Annotated in this window: 17 protein-coding genes; 2 read left to right on the top strand and 15 right to left on the bottom strand. The window is 39.7% G+C overall.

The features are described from left to right. Positions 1-197: 197 nt before the first annotated feature. The 5 genes from PO903_RS08410 to PO903_RS08390 all read right to left on the bottom strand — a co-directional run bounded on the left by PO903_RS08410 (position 198) and on the right by PO903_RS08390 (position 4,975). Complete coding sequence (locus tag PO903_RS08410) at positions 198-1,289, bottom strand: D-alanine--D-alanine ligase (protein ID WP_273593126.1); 1,092 nt, start codon at positions 1,287-1,289, stop codon at positions 198-200. Between the two features lie 129 nt (positions 1,290-1,418). Continuing rightward, complete coding sequence (locus PO903_RS08405; protein WP_069329413.1) at positions 1,419-1,718, bottom strand: chorismate mutase; 300 nt, start codon at positions 1,716-1,718, stop codon at positions 1,419-1,421. 158 nt (positions 1,719-1,876) lie between these two features. Then, the gene (locus PO903_RS08400; RefSeq protein WP_069329414.1) at positions 1,877-2,851 is read right to left on the bottom strand and encodes a glycoside hydrolase family 5 protein; all 975 of its coding nucleotides are present in this window, start codon (positions 2,849-2,851) and stop codon (positions 1,877-1,879) included. A 535-nt stretch (positions 2,852-3,386) separates the two neighbouring features. Further along, positions 3,387-3,830 (bottom strand): copper amine oxidase N-terminal domain-containing protein, encoded by a 444-nt coding sequence (locus PO903_RS08395; RefSeq protein ID WP_137225982.1) that lies wholly within the window; start codon positions 3,828-3,830, stop codon positions 3,387-3,389. Between the two features lie 29 nt (positions 3,831-3,859). Continuing rightward, positions 3,860-4,975 carry a YrpD family protein gene (locus PO903_RS08390; RefSeq protein WP_273593125.1) on the bottom strand — a complete coding sequence of 372 codons (1,116 nt, stop codon included), beginning with the start codon at positions 4,973-4,975 and terminating at the stop codon, positions 3,860-3,862. An 805-nt stretch (positions 4,976-5,780) separates the two neighbouring features. Here PO903_RS08390 and acnA point away from each other — a divergent pair. Beyond that, positions 5,781-8,510: an aconitate hydratase AcnA gene (gene acnA / locus PO903_RS08385; RefSeq protein ID WP_069329415.1), complete on the top strand. Its 2,730-nt coding sequence runs from the start codon at positions 5,781-5,783 to the stop codon at positions 8,508-8,510. Between the two features lie 211 nt (positions 8,511-8,721). On the opposite strand, the gene PO903_RS08380 is transcribed toward acnA, so the two are convergent. Then, positions 8,722-9,465, bottom strand: coding sequence for an IclR family transcriptional regulator (locus PO903_RS08380; RefSeq protein ID WP_069329416.1), 744 nt, complete (start codon positions 9,463-9,465; stop codon positions 8,722-8,724). Positions 9,466-9,733: 268 nt separating this feature from the next. Here PO903_RS08380 and PO903_RS08375 point away from each other — a divergent pair, with 268 nt between their 5' ends. After that, the gene (locus PO903_RS08375) at positions 9,734-10,825 is read left to right on the top strand and encodes an alpha/beta hydrolase (protein WP_273593124.1); all 1,092 of its coding nucleotides are present in this window, start codon (positions 9,734-9,736) and stop codon (positions 10,823-10,825) included. Between the two features lie 187 nt (positions 10,826-11,012). Here PO903_RS08375 and PO903_RS08370 read toward each other — a convergent pair whose 3' ends face one another. The 9 genes from PO903_RS08370 to PO903_RS08330 all read right to left on the bottom strand — a co-directional run bounded on the left by PO903_RS08370 (position 11,013) and on the right by PO903_RS08330 (position 19,744). Continuing rightward, on the bottom strand, positions 11,013-11,489 hold the full coding sequence (locus tag PO903_RS08370; RefSeq protein ID WP_273593123.1) for a HEPN domain-containing protein: 477 nt from the start codon (positions 11,487-11,489) through the stop codon (positions 11,013-11,015). Further along, the gene (locus PO903_RS08365; RefSeq protein ID WP_273593122.1) at positions 11,482-11,997 is read right to left on the bottom strand and encodes a nucleotidyltransferase domain-containing protein; all 516 of its coding nucleotides are present in this window, start codon (positions 11,995-11,997) and stop codon (positions 11,482-11,484) included. The genes PO903_RS08370 and PO903_RS08365 overlap by 8 nt, the downstream gene beginning before the upstream one ends. Positions 11,998-12,349: 352 nt before the next feature. After that, positions 12,350-13,216: an SDR family oxidoreductase gene (locus tag PO903_RS08360; RefSeq protein WP_273593121.1), complete on the bottom strand. Its 867-nt coding sequence runs from the start codon at positions 13,214-13,216 to the stop codon at positions 12,350-12,352. Positions 13,217-13,322: 106 nt separating this feature from the next. Further along, positions 13,323-14,672 carry a F390 synthetase-related protein gene (locus PO903_RS08355; RefSeq protein ID WP_273593120.1) on the bottom strand — a complete coding sequence of 450 codons (1,350 nt, stop codon included), beginning with the start codon at positions 14,670-14,672 and terminating at the stop codon, positions 13,323-13,325. Further along, entirely contained in the window at positions 14,669-15,574 is a 906-nt protein-coding gene (locus tag PO903_RS08350) for an MBL fold metallo-hydrolase (protein WP_273593119.1), read from the bottom strand. Before PO903_RS08350 ends, PO903_RS08355 begins: the two co-directional genes overlap by 4 nt. Beyond that, entirely contained in the window at positions 15,571-16,563 is a 993-nt protein-coding gene (locus tag PO903_RS08345; protein WP_273593118.1) for an NAD-dependent epimerase/dehydratase family protein, read from the bottom strand. Before PO903_RS08345 ends, PO903_RS08350 begins: the two co-directional genes overlap by 4 nt. Continuing rightward, complete coding sequence (locus tag PO903_RS08340) at positions 16,560-17,855, bottom strand: ATP-grasp domain-containing protein (protein WP_273593117.1); 1,296 nt, start codon at positions 17,853-17,855, stop codon at positions 16,560-16,562. The genes PO903_RS08345 and PO903_RS08340 overlap by 4 nt, the downstream gene beginning before the upstream one ends. Continuing rightward, entirely contained in the window at positions 17,845-18,843 is a 999-nt protein-coding gene (locus PO903_RS08335; protein ID WP_137224957.1) for a beta-ketoacyl-ACP synthase III, read from the bottom strand. The genes PO903_RS08340 and PO903_RS08335 overlap by 11 nt, the downstream gene beginning before the upstream one ends. A 55-nt stretch (positions 18,844-18,898) precedes the next feature. Next, on the bottom strand, positions 18,899-19,744 hold the full coding sequence (locus tag PO903_RS08330) for a lipoate--protein ligase family protein (RefSeq protein ID WP_273593116.1): 846 nt from the start codon (positions 19,742-19,744) through the stop codon (positions 18,899-18,901). Positions 19,745-19,787 lie beyond the last annotated feature (43 nt).

Genomic DNA, 19,787 nt, shown 5'->3' with positions numbered 1-19,787 from the left:
CGGGGATAGGATGTTATTGCCGTCGCATTTAAGCTCCGAAGTAGCTTTCAATGAAAGCTTGTAGCTCTTTCAGAACATTCTATCCCCTCCGCTAGAGGTACCTACACTTTTTCCACGCGGTTTAGTACATTTAATACCTTAAAAACCTTAGAGATGGGATGAAGCTAGTTTATTTTAGAATTATTGATGGTTGCTTACTATTCTCTTCCGTATTTCAGTTCATGGCGTTGGTTATAGCGATCTATACCTAGTGTGATCAGCTGATCCAATAGGTCTGGATAGGCTGTACCGGTTTCGCGCCATAGTAGTGGATACATGCTAAAAGCAGTGAATCCTGGCATGGTGTTGACTTCGTTGATAAAGATTTCGCCATCGCTACGGCGAACAAAGAAGTCGGCACGACATAGACCGTTTCCGTCGATAGCACGGAATGCGCGGATAGCGAGTTCGCGTAGATTTTCGGCAAGTTCGCTGTCGATTTCAGCAGGGATGACCATTTTGGATGTACCGTCGATATATTTAGCATCGTAGTCATAGTAATCGCTAGTGGATACAACTTCGCCGGGAACCGAAGATAATGGCAATTCGTTACCGAGTACGCCGACTTCAATTTCACGACCATCTACAGCTTCTTCGACGATCACTTTCAGGTCGTAACGTAAAGCATAGTCAACTGCTTTTTCCAGTTCATTACGGTCTTTGGCTTTGGAAATACCTACACTTGATCCGAGATTCGCTGGTTTGACGAAACATGGGTAGCCAAGATTGGTTTCGATCGTTGTCAAAATGTCGTATTGTTGCGTTTCCCACTCTTTGGCAATAAACGTTTCGTATTTACACTGTGGTAAATGAGCTTGAGCGAATAGCTTTTTCATAATCGCTTTATCCATACCTGTTGCAGAAGCAAGTACGCCTGCACCAACATAAGGCATATCCATCATTTCAAAAAGACCTTGAATAGTACCATCTTCACCATATGTACCATGGAGGAGTGGGAACAATACATCGATTTCGCTAGTTTGTCCGCTTAATTTTTTCCAAAGGATACTCATTGCTTGTGAAGTGGCTTCTGCACCACCATCGATCTGTAAATCGCTCAATTGGCTAGGCGCACCATGATACACTTCGCCCATATTCCAGCGTCCTTGCGGATCGATATAGATAGGCACTACATTATATTTGTTGTAATCAATCGCATTTAAAACAGAAAATCCAGTCTGTAAAGAAACTTCGTGTTCTCCAGATTTACCACCGTAAATCAAACCTACTGTTAATTTTGTTGCTGTCATTTCAGAACCCCCGTTAGTCATTGTACATATGAAAGCATGTGAATAAATGCTATTGTAAATGATCGTTATTATATAACCTGTATTCAGTATAAAGCTTGTAGAAAAACACTGCAAAAAAACTTTGTATGCTTATCTATTACTTGGATTGATTCGCTCATGTTCTTGTAGTTCATCTTCAATAAAACCGGCAATCATTGCTCGGTAGACCTTTTCTGCAATCGATGGATTTAATGCGTGTTCTACAGCCAGCTGACGAACTTTATGGATCACTGATTCAACTCGTGCGGGTGCTTTTACAGCATCTTTATCTTTTTTAAAAGCGGCTGCTTGCCTTACATACTGACTCCGTTCACTTAACAATTGAATGATGTGTTGATCCAATTGATCGATACGTTCCCTTACCTCATCTAAATTCTGACAATCTCTCATCTCTGCTCATCTCCTCTATTATCCTCTAGCTAAATCATTTCTAAATCTTGTTTCGTACTATTATAAATGTCTTCCTTATATTACCCAATACAAAATCAACAAAAAAAGACAACTGAACGATCCAGTTGCCTTCTTGTGATTCGCTATTACATATCGTTTTATTGATAAATTCCAGCTTTTTTCGAAGTCGCTTTGATACCATTCGGATCATTAACAACTACATTACCAGCACTTGTTAAGCTACCTGCGGGTCCATTGTTCAGATCAAGGTAAGATAGATCAGAGCTATTACCGTACCATGACCATGCTAACCAGCCGACTCCTTTTTGTTGACCATATTTCATAATGGCATACTCATCCACATCTTCACCTTGATGGTATCCACCAAATTCACCGATGATTAGAGCCAGACCTTTATTGAGTACATTTTCCATATTGGCTTTTACAGTAGCATCGTCTTTACCTGCATATTGATACATATGGATCGAGAATACCGTATTCTTTTTAGAATCGGCTGCCAATACGGCTTGTCCATAATCTACGATGGATTGTGGATATTGTCCCCAACCAGCAGCATCGACGATGAGTGTATGATTGAGTCCAGCATTTCTTAATTTAGGAATAGCTTGCTTGTAGCCATTCGCCCAACCTTCACTATTCCATGAACCGTACCATTCGTTGGCAATATTGATAATGACTCGATCTTCTTTGCCGACTAGCGCATCTTTGATACTGATCCAGTAGTTCACAGCATTGTTTAATTTGGCTACATCATCACTACCTGTCGCATCATGCACTTCCAAAACAGCGATCATTTTATATTGATTGACCAAAGCCAGAATATTTTTAACTGAGTTGATATCGTCTTTGGTGTACTGTGTTCCATCGGATAATACAATACGTACTGTATTGGCACCTGTTTTGGCGATGGCTGGAATAGCAGCATTCAGATCGTTTTTAAACCAGGTGTGAGAATGATTGACCCCTCTCATCACAAAAGGCTTGCCTGTTGAATCATACAATTTGGTACCGCTTACATAAAATCCGGTAGCAGCAGATGATTTCGATACCCCTATCGTTACAACAACCAACATCATTGCCAATACCACCATCAAGCTTTTTCTCAACAACATATTATTCCTCCTCTGCTATTTTGAAAATAAGCTGTCTTCCGACTGTCCCCTGTAAATTATCACCAAACGTATTAAATTACAATATTTGTTTTAATTGTAATTATTCAATTAGGTGATGAATACGGTATTAATCTAATAGAGCAACTAATTAGCATAATTTAAAAGAAGTATATAATTTATTTTAATCCTTTTTCATAAAGGTATTTTAAATAAAAATATAACTATATAGAAGTAAAATGATCGTATAAAGTAACTCAATATGTTTATATGAGTGATCTCATTTTTCAAACCTATTTAAGTACAGTTAAGTTGAATATAATACGCTTTAAATGAATCAGCCTTCTCATAATGATAGAGGATGAAATACTTCCATACATACTCTTTTAGAACAAAAAAAGAACTTATACATAGTTAATATAAGTTCTTTTTTCTGTATATTATTTAATATTACATAAATATCGACTGAGCTATACAACATACTTTCCATTAATTAAAAATTAAGAATAATTTAAAACACCTAAACTTTTACATTTATCTATTTAATTGTGTTTATAAATATAGTAGTTGAAGATTTTTCATATTGAACTGTTGCTCCTAAAGCTTCGCTAATAAATCTCAAGTTAACATATAGTATTCCATTTTGTATGAATGGAGACTGAGCGAGATCGTAACTTTTATTGTTTATATAAGCGGTATTTGAATTGGCAGTCAAAACAAATGATTTCATTCCATCTTTTGTTTTAGCAGTAACAGTTTGTTTAGACTGATCCCAATTCACTTCCATATTATATTTCGTAAAAATATCACGAAATGAAATCATGGCATAACCTGCATAAGAAATAAGAGCATGAGACTCAAATTTTTGTTTATTGACAAAGATCGTAGGAGTTACAGGTTGATTGCTAGCGTAGGTTGAAGGTACTGTAGCTCCGATAAAAAGCATTATTGACAGGCATAGCAGTGTGAATATTTTTTTCATTGTGATCTCCTCTTTTCAAATATGAATAATTACCCTGAAACAGTTATTGTTACTGTATTGTTTGCATCTCTTGTAATCGTCGTTTTCTCCGTTAATGGAGTACTAAAGGCACTACTTGGGACAGGATTATCATCCACTTTAATACTTGAATAAACAGCTTTGTTTTTACCTTTATTGGCTGAAGAAACAACTGTAGAAAGAAGTTTCCATTTATCTAAATTACTAATATTCAAACTTGAGCTCGCCGTTTCCATAATTGTAGTAAGCGCAGTCTTTTGAGTATGACTACAACCTTGATCTGTACAAATAGCTGTACCTGTAATTTTCATTCTAACTTTACCTTCATAATTATGCCAAACATAAAGAACAACATCCGAATCTGGAGAATACGCATTAGCTGCTTGTACATTAGAGTATCCTGCTATTAGGTCTGAAGAACTCGCTACTGAAGTTCCTTTTTTAACTACCATTGTAGGCTTCCAACCTTTAGAACTGGAACCGGGTCCTACACTCGAGTCATATACTAGCCCCATATCTGCTTCATACGTACCAGCACTAAATCCTGAATAATTATAAGCTGCTATCTCTTCTTCAACCTGTGTTTCATTTGGAAGATGAAGTTTAGTTGATAAATATCCGCCTGTTTTAACAATATTTTGCCTTCCTCCTATTCCATCACCAATTACAAAAGGTGAGCCAGCTGCTACAAGAGAAGTTGCAAGCGATTTGTTAGTGTAAACATTATCAGAAACTGTTGATTGATTTTTAGGAGTAAGCAAAGAATTCGAATCAAATTTCTGTATATCTAATTTTGGAGTTTGGTTAGGTGATTCCTCGTAAGAATAGATATAATTAGAATCTAAAACTATGTAATCATATATACCATTTTTTGTTTTAGCATCATCCATTTTATTTGTAGAAAAAATTTGGCTACTGTCCTGTTGTTTATCTCTTTGAATTCCTTGTTTTATTTCTAGAAGAACGTTATTGATGTTACTTTCTGAAATATTAAATGGATTATTAATAGAAACGCCATTAGAACTTTCTACTATTGATTGTTGAGATGCTTGAGTAATAGATAAAAAATTTGATGATAAAATACAAACTGTTACTAAACTCATAATAAGAAAAAATCTTCTTTTCATTATGAACATTACTCCATATATAATATGTATTTAATTACATTAAGAATATATATAATATATAGAGAAATGTAAAGATAATATTTTTTGAGAAAACAGATATTGATAATTAAAAATTGCGGAATTAATAATATACTTTTCGCTTCCTTATATAAAAGATTTTTTAAAAGTATTTTTAAGTATATATCCTCATTATTATCCATCAAAAATTAAAATTAAATTGCATATCTATTTATATCAATTAATGCTATTACTACAAAATAAAAGAAAACATATTATAAATAACTTATATAACTATTACAAAACGTATATGACACTATACAGTAAATAGAAACTTTAACTATTAATTTCTGGTTATATTTTTCAAGTAAAAGTACAAACAATAAAATGAATACTGCTGTTATAACAAAGAGTTTATTAAAAATTAAGATCATAACCATCTACTTTATTTTTTCGTTTTACTTTCATCCTATTCTTCCCTCTCTCATAACTTAAATACATTCATTTCCCAGGTAAATTTCTTCCAAAAACATCTTTACTACCTCCCATGTAAACGGTATACTTAATACAAGAATTACTTTTTGAAATTGTGTTTCACTGTGTGAAACTATAAACATTTTTATCGTTCTCCATTTTGAATAATTCGATTTTAGTTGCTTAATAGTATAGAATAGTAATGAATTGAACCGTTTTCATTTCTAATTTTATCCAGCAAGCGTTTGAAGATCATTTGCCAAAATGTTGAGGATTTTTCCCTGTAACGCAAAATCCAAAAAGTAAGCCGTATTTTATTTGAGGAGGGGCATCTATGTCACCAAAAGATTCATTTTCTGTTGGCCGAGAACTGAAAGTGAGAGACCAGTCTTACCGTTATTACAGCCTTAATGCTTTAGCTGAAAAAGGTTATGAACACATTTCCAAACTTCCTTTCTCTATTCGTGTGCTACTTGAAGCCGCTGTTCGTCAATATGATGGACGTGCGATTACTGAAGAGCATGTGAAGCAACTTGCGAACTGGAGTGAAGGTCGCGAAGAGAAAGAAATTCCATTTATTCCTGCACGTATCGTGCTTCAGGATTTCACCGGTGTACCTGTAGTTGTTGATTTAGCCGCTATGCGTGATTTTGTTAAAAAATCAGGTGGCGACCCTAAACAGATCAATCCTTTAGTACCGGTTGACCTTGTTATTGACCACTCCGTTATGGTAGACGCATTCGGTACGCCTGATGCACTTGAATATAATATGAATATTGAATTTGAACGTAATGAAGAGCGTTACCGCTTCTTGCGTTGGGCACAAACAGCATTTGATAACTTCCGTGCTGTTCCACCAGCTACAGGTATTGTTCACCAAGTAAACTTGGAGTATCTTGCTTCTGTAGCAGCAACTCGTACTGTTGATGGCGAATTGCAAGTATTCCCTGATTCCCTAGTGGGTACAGATTCACATACTACAATGATCAACGGTCTAGGTGTTGTTGGTTGGGGTGTTGGTGGTATTGAAGCTGAAGCAGGTATGCTTGGACAACCGCTATACTTCGTTATGCCTGAAGTAGTTGGTTTCAAATTAACAGGTAGCTTGAGCGAAGGCGCAACAGCAACAGATTTGGCGCTTACTGTTACTCAAATGCTTCGTAAAAAAGGTGTTGTTGGTAAATTCGTAGAATTCTACGGTCCAGGCCTAAGCAATATCAGTCTTGCTGACCGTGCAACTGTAGCTAATATGGCTCCTGAGTACGGTGCTACTATTGGTTTCTTCCCTGTTGATGATGAGACTTTGTTCTATCTTCGCAACACAGGACGTGCTGATGAGCAAGTAGAATTGGTTGAAGCATATTACAAAGCACAAAACATGTTCCGCACAGCCGAAACACCTGATCCAGTATTCTCAGATACGATTGAATTGGATCTAGCTTCTGTTGTACCAAGTCTTGCAGGACCTAAACGTCCACAGGATCGCATCGAATTGACTAATATGCAATCTAGCTACCGTAGTGCTGTTCGTACTCCTGTAGAAGCAGGCGGTTACGGATTGTCTGATGAGAAGATCGCTGAGAAAATCACAGTGAGTCATCCAAACGGTAAAACAACTCAAATGGGTGCTGGTGCAGTTGTTATTGCAGCAATCACCAGTTGTACGAATACATCTAACCCTAGCGTTATGCTTGGTGCTGGATTACTTGCACAAAAAGCAGTAGCTCGTGGATTGAAAGTGCCTAGTTATGTAAAAACAAGCTTAACTCCAGGTTCCTTGATCGTTACTGAATATCTGGCAAAAGCAGGCGTAGACAAAGATTTAGAAGCTCTTGGTTTCTATCTTGCAGGCTACGGTTGTGCAACATGTATCGGTAACTCCGGTCCATTGCCAGACGAAGTAGGACAAGCGATTGCAGATAACGATCTAACAGTTGCTTCTGTATTGTCAGGTAACCGTAACTTTGAAGGACGGATTCATGCTCAGGTGAAAATGAACTATCTAGCATCTCCTCCACTGGTTGTGGCTTATGCTCTTGCAGGAACAGTTGATATCGATCTACAAAACGATCCTATCGGTTATGATCCTACAGGTGAAGCTGTATACTTGAAAGATATCTGGCCTACAGCGAAAGAAATTCGCGATGCGATCGGCTTATCCATTTCTCCAGAAATGTTCCGTAGCCGTTATGAGCATGTATTTACAGCGAACAAACGTTGGAATGAAATTCCTGTACCAGAAGGCGAATTGTATGAGTGGGATGACAAATCAACTTATATCCAAAATCCGCCATTCTTTGAAAAACTGGCTGATGGTATGAAAGATATCGAAGATATTCGTAGCGCACGCGTGCTTGCACTACTTGGCGATTCGGTAACAACCGATCATATCTCACCAGCAGGTAATATTTCTCCTTCTTCACCAGCAGGCGAATACTTGAAAGAAAACGGTGTTGAGCGCAAAGACTTCAACTCTTATGGTTCCCGTCGTGGTAATCACCAAGTGATGATGCGCGGTACGTTCGCAAATATCCGTATTCGTAATCAGGTGGCTCCAGGTACAGAAGGTGGCGTAACTACTTACCTTCCTACTAATGAAGTCATGTCGATCTATGATGCATCGATGCGTTATCAAGAAGAAGGTCAGAACTTGATCGTTATCGCAGGTAAAGAATACGGTACAGGTAGTTCCCGTGACTGGGCTGCTAAAGGTACATTCTTGCTAGGCGTTAAAGCTGTTATCGCTGAAAGCTTTGAACGTATTCACCGTAGTAACTTGGTAGGTATGGGCGTATTACCACTACAATTCCAAGAAGGTTACGGCTGGAGCAGTATGGGACTTAAAGGTACAGAGACTTTTGATATCATTGGTTTGAGCAACGATGTTAAACCAGGTGAACAAGTTACGGTCAAAGGTACTCGTGAAGACGGTACAACATTTGAATTCCAAGTAACGGCTCGTCTGGATAGTGCTGTTGATGTCGATTACTACCATAACAGTGGTATCTTGCAAACTGTACTTCGTCAAATGATGCAAAACACTAATAAAGGTGAAACGGTATAATTTATCCTTCGTTTCGCTTTTCAAAGTATACATTACCAAAAAAAGGCTTCCTTAATCGGGAGCCTTTTTTGGTATACAAAAACAGCGAACTTCCTAACGCTTAGGAGATTCGCTGTTCGTTATATTGCCTTTATGATGATGAACTCTACTTTATCTATCTTGTTACTATATAGTCACGCAATTATCAGAGTAATCGTAGCATTATTAACTATCAACGCAGTTTAAAGCCCATCTCTTGCGCCGCTTGAATCAATACTGGCGCATATTCATGCAGTTTATCCATCGACAATCGACTGACAGGCCCTGAAAGAGATAGCGAAGCTCGTAATGCTCCTGTTCGATCAAAAATCGGTACAGCAACCGCTGCGGCTCCCGGTTCACGCTCTTCATAACTGGTTGAATACCCGTTACGCTGCACTTCTGCAAGCTGTTGACGATAATGCTCAACATCTACGGTAAGCGGCCAATCTGGACTATTTAACAGTTCTTCTTGCTGTTCACTACTGGAAAAAGCGACTAACACTTTACTGGATGCTCCTACTGTCAAAGGCAACCGTGCTCCTACTGGTGCAACACGTCGTACCGCCTGATTACTTTGCACTGCTTGAATCCGTAAGCGCTCGTCTCCATCTCGCAAATACAGGCTGATCGTTTCGCCCAGCTGTTCACGCAATTCTTCCATATCTGCAAGCAATAACAACGCAGGGTCATCGTTTTGTGATAGGTGAGTCGATAACTCCCAGATTTTGATCCCTAGACGGTATTTATCTGTACTGCTATTGCGAATGACAAAGCCTTTTTCTTCTAACGTAGCTAATAAACGATGTACCGTACTTTTGTGTAATCCAATTTCCGTAGCAATCTCGGTGAGTCCAAGATCGCTCGTTCGGGTAAAACACAGTAATATGTCTAACGCACGTTCTACTGCTCGTACAGTCAACTTGCGATCTTCCATTGTTGTCGCCTCCGCATTTGAATCAGTTTACAACGAATACTGTCTATTTTTGTAAGTTTCACTCAATGAAACTTGGTTACATAAATTATATCGAAGCTAGCTCTAATCGTAAAGAGAAATACGTCGATAATAAGGAAGAAGACGATCATCTAACATTGACTTTACTGAACTAGACTTTTACCATAAGTAGATATTGTCGAATCAAATCGGTTAACGCAACAATGAAGATGAGATACAACTACAAACTTTTAATTCTAGGAGGGGCAAGATGTCCAGTACTTTGCAAAAAAATGCAAAGCCCCATTCGTCTGAGCTAGAAGAGACACCTCCTGTAGTTTCACCAAGACAGATTCGAATAAAGCATGTTGTGGTAGCTTTTGTGTTATCCATAGTGTTTTTTTTCCTGTTTTGCTTTGTGGCACTGCATGCCTATATTGCTTGGGTGCTGTCTAATCCGACAGTAGCAAGTGTCTACTCTAATCCAATGCAGGCAAAAGGAATGGCTTACGAAGATGTAACATTCCCGGCAGCGGATGACAGCCGGATGATGCAAGGTTGGTATATTCCAGCGGAACAGAAATCGTCCAAAACGATTGTGTTTAGCCACGGATATGGTGCAAATCGAGAAGAAACATGGATTCCGATGTACGATCTCGCTCATTATGCGCATAAGCTTAATTTTAATGTGATTATGTTTGATTATGGATTCGCCGCTAAAACAAACAAAGAAGTCGCCACAGGTGGTAAAAAAGAATCTCAACAATTACTTGGAGCGATTCAACTTGCCAAACAAAAAGGTTCTCAAGAAATTGTCGTCTGGGGATTCTCGATGGGAGCAGGTACAGCTCTACAAGCAGGTCTCAAAACAAAAGATGTGACTGCGATGATTTTGGACAGTACCTTCTTGTTAGAACCGGATACACTCTACTATAATATCCAGCAACAGTTGGATCTTCCACGACATCCATCGCTGGAAATTCTGGAATTTCTATTACCTATTGTTAACGGAACAAGCTTGAATCAGATTCCATATCAACAGGTGAAAAAGGAAGATTATCCATTTCCTATTTTCTTTATTCATGGGACAAACGATGATAAAGCTCCTTACCAGATCGCAGAGCAACTTGCAGCCAATCAGACCAATCCCGATTCAGGAAGCTGGGTGATCCAAGGCGCTCATCATGAACTGGAATTCCGTGAACATCCACGAGAATATTTACGCAAAGTCTCAGATTTCTTAAGTAGCCTGAATCTAGCGAAAGAAGAAGACGTTAATAATGAACCGTTACTGAATGATGAATTGTCTAACAGTACTTCGGATACATCATCGTCTACTGCTAAGGATGCGAATAGTAAATAACATACGAAATAGCTATGACTTTAAAAGCCCAATTCATTCTCTTTTGAGAAGATGAATTGGGCTTTTGTTATGTATTAAGTGCTCTTACTGCATTTGTGGAGTATACACTTTTTAGAATAAATATTGATTCGGTAGATTCTCTGATTGTCTATAATTTTGAATATCAAAATCAGTCATTTTCTGCCTTTTACAAACGAGTGTCATTTCGAGAAGAATTATAATCAATATAATCGTAACCTAGAAATTCAACTCTCTGGTCAAGCGAAATACGTATCATTTCATTTCTAATATGAGTTAGTGCTCTTTCAGCGCTAGCATGATCTCTATGGCTAAAATGTCTATTGTCATCAGGATATCGTCCCAATGTATTATATTTAGCTAACGTTACACCATAAGCTTCGATACCCTCAAGAAGTGTAGGCATTTTCTCACGTAAAAGAATGATTTGTCTGGCTAGCTTATGATCATCATTCAATTCTGCTCCTAATAAAACACATACGCCTTTTAACCATTTTTCCGCACACTGACTAGCATTATAAGCGCTCTCACCAAGATAATCCATTTCAATATCTTCTCCAACATGTCTAGCAGCATCTTCTTTATTTGTTAAAAAATTTTTATAATTAACTTCAGCTTTACGAAACCAGCGATGGGGATCAACCATATAATTGAATACCTTCTCTTTCTATCGAATTCATAAAAGTTTGTCCATCATATTGTCCAATGGTACCTAGTACAATATCAAATTTTGCATCAGGAATATACTTTAAGGCTATCGTTACTAAAGAAGCATATAGGATATCGTATTCGTCTTCTTCTATACCATTACCAAGATATTCGACGTAGAAATCAAAGTCGCTTTTAGCATGACTGATTCCTTTGGCTTTGCTACCAAACAAGTATATTTTAGTAATACGCTCCTCCATTAAAGACATATCGCGGCTTATTTGTTGAGCTAATTCTAAATCTTCTTTAGCTGGTCCAATATGCTCATTTCGTTCAGCAATCATACTAGAATCAATATCTATCACCATTCGAGAAGAATCAATACCATTTTCTCGCAAAAAAATACGTAGTTGCTCAGTAATATGATTAGGTACATGCAGCGCCATAATATCTCCTCTTTCATATAAAACTGATTTTGGTGAATCCGATGCGAATAATGTAGTCATGTTTAAATCCCACTACGTTCATATAAAACTAGAAGGTTGATTAGAAAAACCACCATCAGCAAAAGTGTTTAAATCCCACTACGTTCATATAAAACTCCGAACTTTTACACCTCTAAACCCGCAGTACATCAACGTTTTGTCCCATCTGTTTTTTACGTTTTGCATTGAACCTCCAATAAGGAAAATAGACACTTGTCTAGAAACGCTTCAATCCCTTATTACACAAGGCATCCAGCGGATTCGACAAAATAATCGCTCACTGCATTTTTATCATCATTGCTTTATATTTAAATCATACGTCAGAACAACTCAATCTTTCAATACTATACGTAAATACATTTCCATATCCTTTTTAAGACTTCAACGCTCGACCAATCACCCATTCAAGCACACGCCAGGGTAATAGTTTGCGTGCCCAGATCATAATGTGAGAACCTTCTCCAATAGCATAGCGTAACTTTGGAGAACGCTTATCTACAATTTTCCCGACAAGATCAGCGACTTCTTGCGGATCAGGAGCGGATGCTGCGGATTTACGAGAATAACGCAATACTGCTTCTAAGCGAGATTGATAGGGTGAATCAGGAATCGTATGGATATCTGCCAGCCCTTTTTCCCAGATTGATGTCCGGTATGAACCGGGTTCTACTAATACCACTTTGATATTAAATTCAGCCATCTCATGATGCAAGCTTTCACTAAATCCTTCGATTGCGAATTTGGAAGTGGCATACGGTGCATATCCGGGAAAAGCAGATAGTCCACTCACACTGCTCATATTAATAATATAGCCCTGCTTTTGCTCACGCATCATCGGAAGAACCGCTTGAGTCATTGCTATCAGTCCAAACACATTCGTTTCTAATTGTGCTCGCCATGTCTCCATCGGTACATGTTCGATAAATCCACCTACAGCATACCCTGCATTATTGATAAGAATGTCTATATTTCCATACTGCTGTTGGATAGTTGTGACTGCAATCTGAATAGATAAAGAATCGGTCACATCCAGCTGGATATAATGAATACGGTCAGTGATTCCTTTTTGCTCAGCGATACGTGCCAGTTCTACGTTGCGTGTCAAATCTCGCATTGTAGCAATAACAGTAATTCCTTTTTCTGCTAATAACACTGCAATTAACAATCCAAATCCACTTGATGTGCCTGTCACCAAAGCGATACGTTTGCGTTCCAATGACGCTTCTACTTGGTTGGACATAAGATCCTCCTTTATCTACTTTATGTCTGAATATACTACTTTATTTTAGAATGATCCTATTTCATTTCGATATAGAAAATAGCTATAGAGCTACTTATCTACTGACTCACAACGCCCACTTTCGTTCGACTCGCCGTAACTTTATGATTCCGGGCGTGAACTCATATGCTGTAAAGGTAATCGCTGGCATGACGGCTTGTAAAGTATCGCAGATATGCTGGATACGATGAATGATTTGCGCTTCGACAGCTTGATCCTGTGCTATATGATCTGTTTTTCCAGTAAGACGATAGCTGATTTCCAGTTGGTTGATCTGATACTGGATCACACGATAATGTTCAATATCTGCGGAAGCTCCTATAATCGCTCTTGTGATCAGATCGGGGAATAGCGGTACTTTTTCTGCTGTCGTCTGATGAGTGACATAAAGAATATCGTCGCATCGTCCTTCAATCTGTTCGATAGTAAGCATCGGTGATCCACAAGGACAAGGCTCTGCGGCTTCGGTCAGAATATCATTTAAACGATACCGTATAATCGGTTGAGATACCCGCGAGAAGTCCGTGATAATCGGTACAAACCGTCTGCTTTGCTGATCCAACATTTCTTTCTCAATATGTACAATATCTTCGTTCAGATGCAGATTACCATATTCGCACGTCGCTCCGAGGAAACCTTCTGTACACTGATACACCTGATGTACTTTTTGCATAAAAACAGATTCAATATATTGACGATCCAAAGGATCTAATACTTCTGCCACCGAAATGATTTTGCGTGGCTCTATCGTTAACAAGCCTGATGATTGCTGCTCTGCTAATAAACGCAACATGGAAGCAGGCGCAATCAATAGACTCGGTCGGTATCGTTCAAGCTGCTCAATATGCGTTGTGATCGGTACCAATAGATCGAAATAACAAAATTGCAGTTTTCCTTTTTGTACCGATTCATACAGATTACTATTCGCTCTCAAAAAGAACGCAATCTTCTCAGGTTGCCGAATACCACCGGGTAACAACTTGGCAAGCACAGTCCCTGTCCATTGTGCTTGTTCTTGGGGACTCACTAGAAATAACCCTCGATTACCCGATGTACCCGAAGACAGTCCGATAGTCACTCCTTGCAAAGTAGGTTCAAAATCTCGTGTCTGCTCTGCTTGATCGGCAATCTCCATCGCTTCTCTTTTGGCAATACCCAGCGTATTCAATTGATCAAAATGTTCCATCATTATCGACTTATCTATCAACGGAAAGTCACGCCACTGATCATCAGTTATCCCTTGCCACAATTGCTGATAAAAAGGTGATTGTTGCCGTATATAACGCACATGCTTGATAATTTTCTTTTCTTGCCATTGCTCAAGCTCTGCTCGACTATTCCAACCTTTACGATAATGAGTACATACATAATGATAAAGGATGCGCATCGTATTTGTGAGTTCGCTTAATCTTTTCACAACCATCGCCCTCCCCACTGCTGTAATGCCTGCTTACAATGACTAGGGACGATCCGAATAGATCGAGATGAGAGGTGCAACTGACGTAATTTTTGGAGATTAAGCCTATATTGCTGACGATCTGACATAATCATACCTGCCAGAAAATGAGGCGGACGATTCTCGGTAAAAGCGATACTAGACCATACGGTATCCGCACATAACAAATAATCATCATTGGTTGTCGATACCAATAGTCCGATCATCCCTTCTGCATGACCAGACAATTCAATAGCAATCAGACTTCCATCTCCCAATATATCGTACCCCGTTTGCCACGGAAATTCTTGTGTAATCAGATCGTTGTCTCGGGATACATCATGTCCAAGATGACTATATAGCAATGAGGTTAACGGTTGGGAATCTGATCGATGCAACACACGCGAGCGTTCGGTGAGATCATCCGGCAATAAACCTGCTAGAAATCCTGCTTTAACCGCTCGGATCGAACTCAAATCTTTGACCGCTTGATACGATTCGGAAAGGTATATAAATGTCGCTTGCGGAAAGTCTTTTGCTCCAGCAATATGATCTCCATGAAAATGCGATAAGATCACATACTTAATCTGATCTGCCATAATGCCTTGCTGTTCCAATTGCGAAATGACCGAGTCCTCTTCCTGATAGATCACCGGTGTAATATAACGGTACAACGATTGTGGTAACGTGGCTGTTTCTTCAAAAAAGCGTGCACTATATCCCGTATCAAATAAGATATACCCGTGCTCAGGATGCTGAATACAAGCAAACCCTGCTGGAAATGACACCGCTCGTAACGAACCGCCTTGTAATGTCAAAAATTCAGGATGAGTACAATATCCAGCTGCTCCGATCCATAATCGCACTGCTGATGAAGTGATCATTGAGCACACCACCAATCTGCAAATCGCTCTAACCCTTGATCGACACTGATACGAGGCATATAACCTAATTTTTGCTGTGCTAACGAGATATCCAGTGTATGAGGTACTGCAATCGACCCTACACTATAACGAGTCAAGGGAGGTTCGCCTAGCGCTGGGAATAGACGATACACAGCTTCCATTCCTCCTGCGATCAGATGGGCTACCGAATAAGGTACATTTCGAGTATGTAAAGGTATATCTAAGCGTTCAAATAAACGCGACAACAATTCGACAAACGCAATCGGTTCACTATTGGATATATTGTACGCCTGTCCAAGCGCTGTCTGTGGTGCTTTTGCACCTAGTAACATTGCATCGACAACATTATCTACGTAGGTCAGATCTATCGGCGCGCGCCCCCCTTGTAATAGTGGCACACCGGATTGACGATTGACTTCTAATAACCGTGGAAATAACGTCTGATCCATCGGTCCAAAAATCGCACGCGGACGAATCATAATTGAAGCTAAACCTTGCTTTTTATAAGCTTGCAATACAATCTGTTCAGCTAATAATTTGGTTGCCGCATAATGATTGACTGACTTACGAGGTAAAGGATCGGATTCTCGAATCCCGTAGTGAGCTTTGCCATCAAAATAAATACTGGGTGTAGACACATGAATCAATCGCTGGACATCATGCCGAATACAACCATCAACAATATGTTGAGTGGCTTTTACATTGCTTTGATAAAATTGTTGATATTTGCCCCACGGCGAAGACAATGCAGCACAATGAAAAACGATATCTTGTCCTTTACAAGCTTCTATCGCTTGCTCTGCATCTCCTAGATCATAATAATTCATCTGTACGCCAATACGTTCTAATGCTTGTCCACGGCTTTCATCTCGCCCTGTTCCATGAACATCCCAGCCTAGTGCGACTAATCGTCTAGCTAGATGTCCACCCAAAAATCCTGTCGCCCCGGTAATTAATGCTCTGGTCATAAGCTCTCCTTTCCATTCCATTCGATATCATGGGTTAATGCTTCAGTCAGTGAAATACGCTCTGTACGACAAGTTCGCAACGCTTGAGCGACTAATCGAAATTGCTCCCAAAATGGCTTGCGATCGTCTGCCTGATATACCACATCTGTCGCCCTTTGTAGACTGTTCCACCAGTTTTTCCAAGCTTGCCAATCCCGATTGTATTTGATGCCTGCTATCCACATCGGTAACGTCAATACTCTAGCTGTTCCTACGGCTGGCATAATTACTTGACCACTTTGCGCTATTGACTCAGGATCTAGCAATGCTTGAATCATTGTATCTTGGTGTTGAAAAAGATGAATCCCACTGGTCGTTCGTGGATTACATTCAATCGGATATAGAATGCCTGTCGAATCTTCTTCAATAAAATCAAAACTAATCTGTCCACAAAAAGCAGTATTAGATGGATGTTGATCCTCTAAAGGTATCCCTTGAACAAATTGGCATACCCACTCGTACGCTTTATTATGCTCTATAGCTTCAAAATATACACTCGCTCCTGTACGTGATGTTCTATAGTTACTTGTATACGTAGCATGTGCGATCACGATACCTTTATGTACAAGACTATAGGTACAGATAGCTTTCCCTTTGATATATTGCTGAGCAATCCAAGCTGATGATTCATATTGTTTATTCATTGCTGTTGTTTCTGTTGTTATCATTGTATTTGCTGTAGTCTTTTGCTTTTTTGAAGCTATAATACGTCTGCGTTCCCACGGCATAATCACTCGCGATGCAAATCTAGAATAAATCGGTTTCCGCACAAATGTATGACCTTCTGCATCAGGCACCGAATAATCATAAGAGTCTGTTGAAGGCTCTACTACCGGGAAAGTGATCGGAGCGACTTGATTATTCATTATCACTTGTTCGATAAATTTTCCTTTGTGATGCAGAGTATGCAGTGTAGAGAGCGAAGGTGTAAGCACTCGACAAACCCTTTGCAATCGTTCCAGACCTTGCGCAATATAAAAAATCTCTTCACATGTCGGGAGCAAAAGATCGATCTGATGCTCTATGATCAATTGCTCTAATGCAGACAGATATAATTGCGGTTGTTGGCGGGGCGGTGGCACTTGAAAGCTCTCCACCACAGCACTCGATACACGGCACAGATGATACCTACTACTTTCAGCCACATAGACATAATGACCGTTACGATGCAAAAGGCGAGCCCACTCAAGCGCTACAGGAGCACGTCCACCTGTAATCAATATCCGTTGTGGTGTGACTGGCTCAGTACTCAAGCACCATTCCTCCTAATGATAATCCTGCCGCTGTTCCCATTAATAGAATGCGATCGCCACGTTCTATTCTTCCTTGTACAATCGCTTCATGAATGCCCATCGGAATAGATGCAGCTATCGTATTCCCATGATTAAGAGTGATATCGAGAAATTGTTGTTTGCTAATGCCTAACTTTTTGCGTATCAGGCGCATTGCCATAGCGCTACCCTGATGAGGAATAACCAATTTGAAATCTTCCATTTTGGTATGAGATTGCTCTAACAATTGATCAATAAAGTCAGGTAATAATCGGGAAGCCATGCGGAAGATTTTCTGTCCATCCATAAAAAATAAAAAAGATTCTGCTAGATCTTTTTGCAGATGAGCAGGTAATCGTGTACCTCCACCTTGAATTTCAGAATAACGTGCGCCTTTACTATAGGTTTGAAGCGAAGTATGTATAATTCGAGCAGACTCTTCTGGCGCAGATGCACCAATAATCACAGCGGCTGCTCCATCTCCGAATAAAGCTGCACTTTCTTTATTTTCCCAATTAAGCCCTGCCGATGCAATCTCTGTAGCTACCAAAAGAACATACCGATATCGTCCTGCGGCTACCAGATAAGACATCGTATCCAAGCCGACCAAAAAGCTTAAGCAGGTCGCATCAATATCAAAAGCAGGCACACCTGACTCTTCTTGTCCCATCGCTTGCTGGATAAATACCGCTGTGCTTGGTAATGGCTGTTCTTTGGTTCCACTTGTACATACAAGACAATCCATATCTGCAAATGTAAGACCTGCTGCATCCAAAGCATCTTGCGCCGCTTGTGCGCCCATCATCGAAGCTGTCTCACCTTCACTCACATAATATCTGGTGCCCACACCTGTCGCTTTGTGCGTCCAACCTGCTTGTACTCCTAGCTTCTGATCCAATTCTTCATCGGTTACTGCACGCTTCGGTAAATATTTACCGGTTCCTACGATTTTCACTTTGCGTAATTGCATGATAGACCTCTTTTCTTATTCAATCCCGTTCTTAATCCACTTCTACTTCGGTTCTCTATTCGTCATATCGCTGAATCAAGTACTCTTCCATCTGTTGAATATCTTGTAGTGAAAATAAAGTCTGTTCCTTGATCATTTCAATCGATTGACCTTCTGCTAAAATAGATTTTAATTGCTCTGTATATGAAGTTACATCGGGTACTTGCGCTAACTCAGATAGACTGCCCATCGTGCCTTGTTGTACAACAGGATATCCTTTGTCCTGCTCCCCTACTGCCAGATCATAAAAGCGCCGAATCCCTGCGGACAATTCATCTCCACGGCCTTCTACAATAATAAAAGCCGTAATAATATAGGCTTTGGCTTGTCTACGCTGAGCTATACCGCAGAACTTTCGTCCAGCAATACTCACATCATAATCTCCCGGACAAAATGCTCCTTCGATCTCACCCACATGAGCATGTGCATTCCACGGATCGACTGCTCGACTGATCCAATCCGCCATAAAGCGAAAATCGCGATGAATACTAATATTGCGCTTAGGATTAGGGAGTATAATCGATAGATTCAAAATACCGGGATGTAAAGGAACTGCCGCACCACCTGAAGGACGTACACAGACCGATGTACCCTTTTGCCGAAATTGTTCCATTGCTCGTGTAGCGTACGTCAATCGCCGATCACGCAGACCAATCGCCATACCATCTGTATGTCGCCAGAGATGAATCACAGGAGGATGCCCTTGCCCCACTTGACGACACATTAACTCTTCCCATGCTAATGGTGCTAATATCGAATCTCCTTGCTCTACCAATGGTCGTTCTACCCATACCGCCTGTTCCAAACCTACAGGCACATCGATTAATGTAGGGATAGAATGTCGATGATTGTCTGCTGACATCATGATTCCTCCACTTCAGTTGCTTGATTCTAATCATTGTATT

The organism is Paenibacillus sp. PK4536, from assembly GCF_028594455.2.
Classification (GTDB): Bacteria; Bacillota; Bacilli; order Paenibacillales; family Paenibacillaceae; genus Saccharibacillus; species Saccharibacillus nuruki.
The sequence above is the reverse complement of the archived record's forward strand: the minus strand, read 5'-3'. Positions and strand labels throughout refer to the sequence as shown.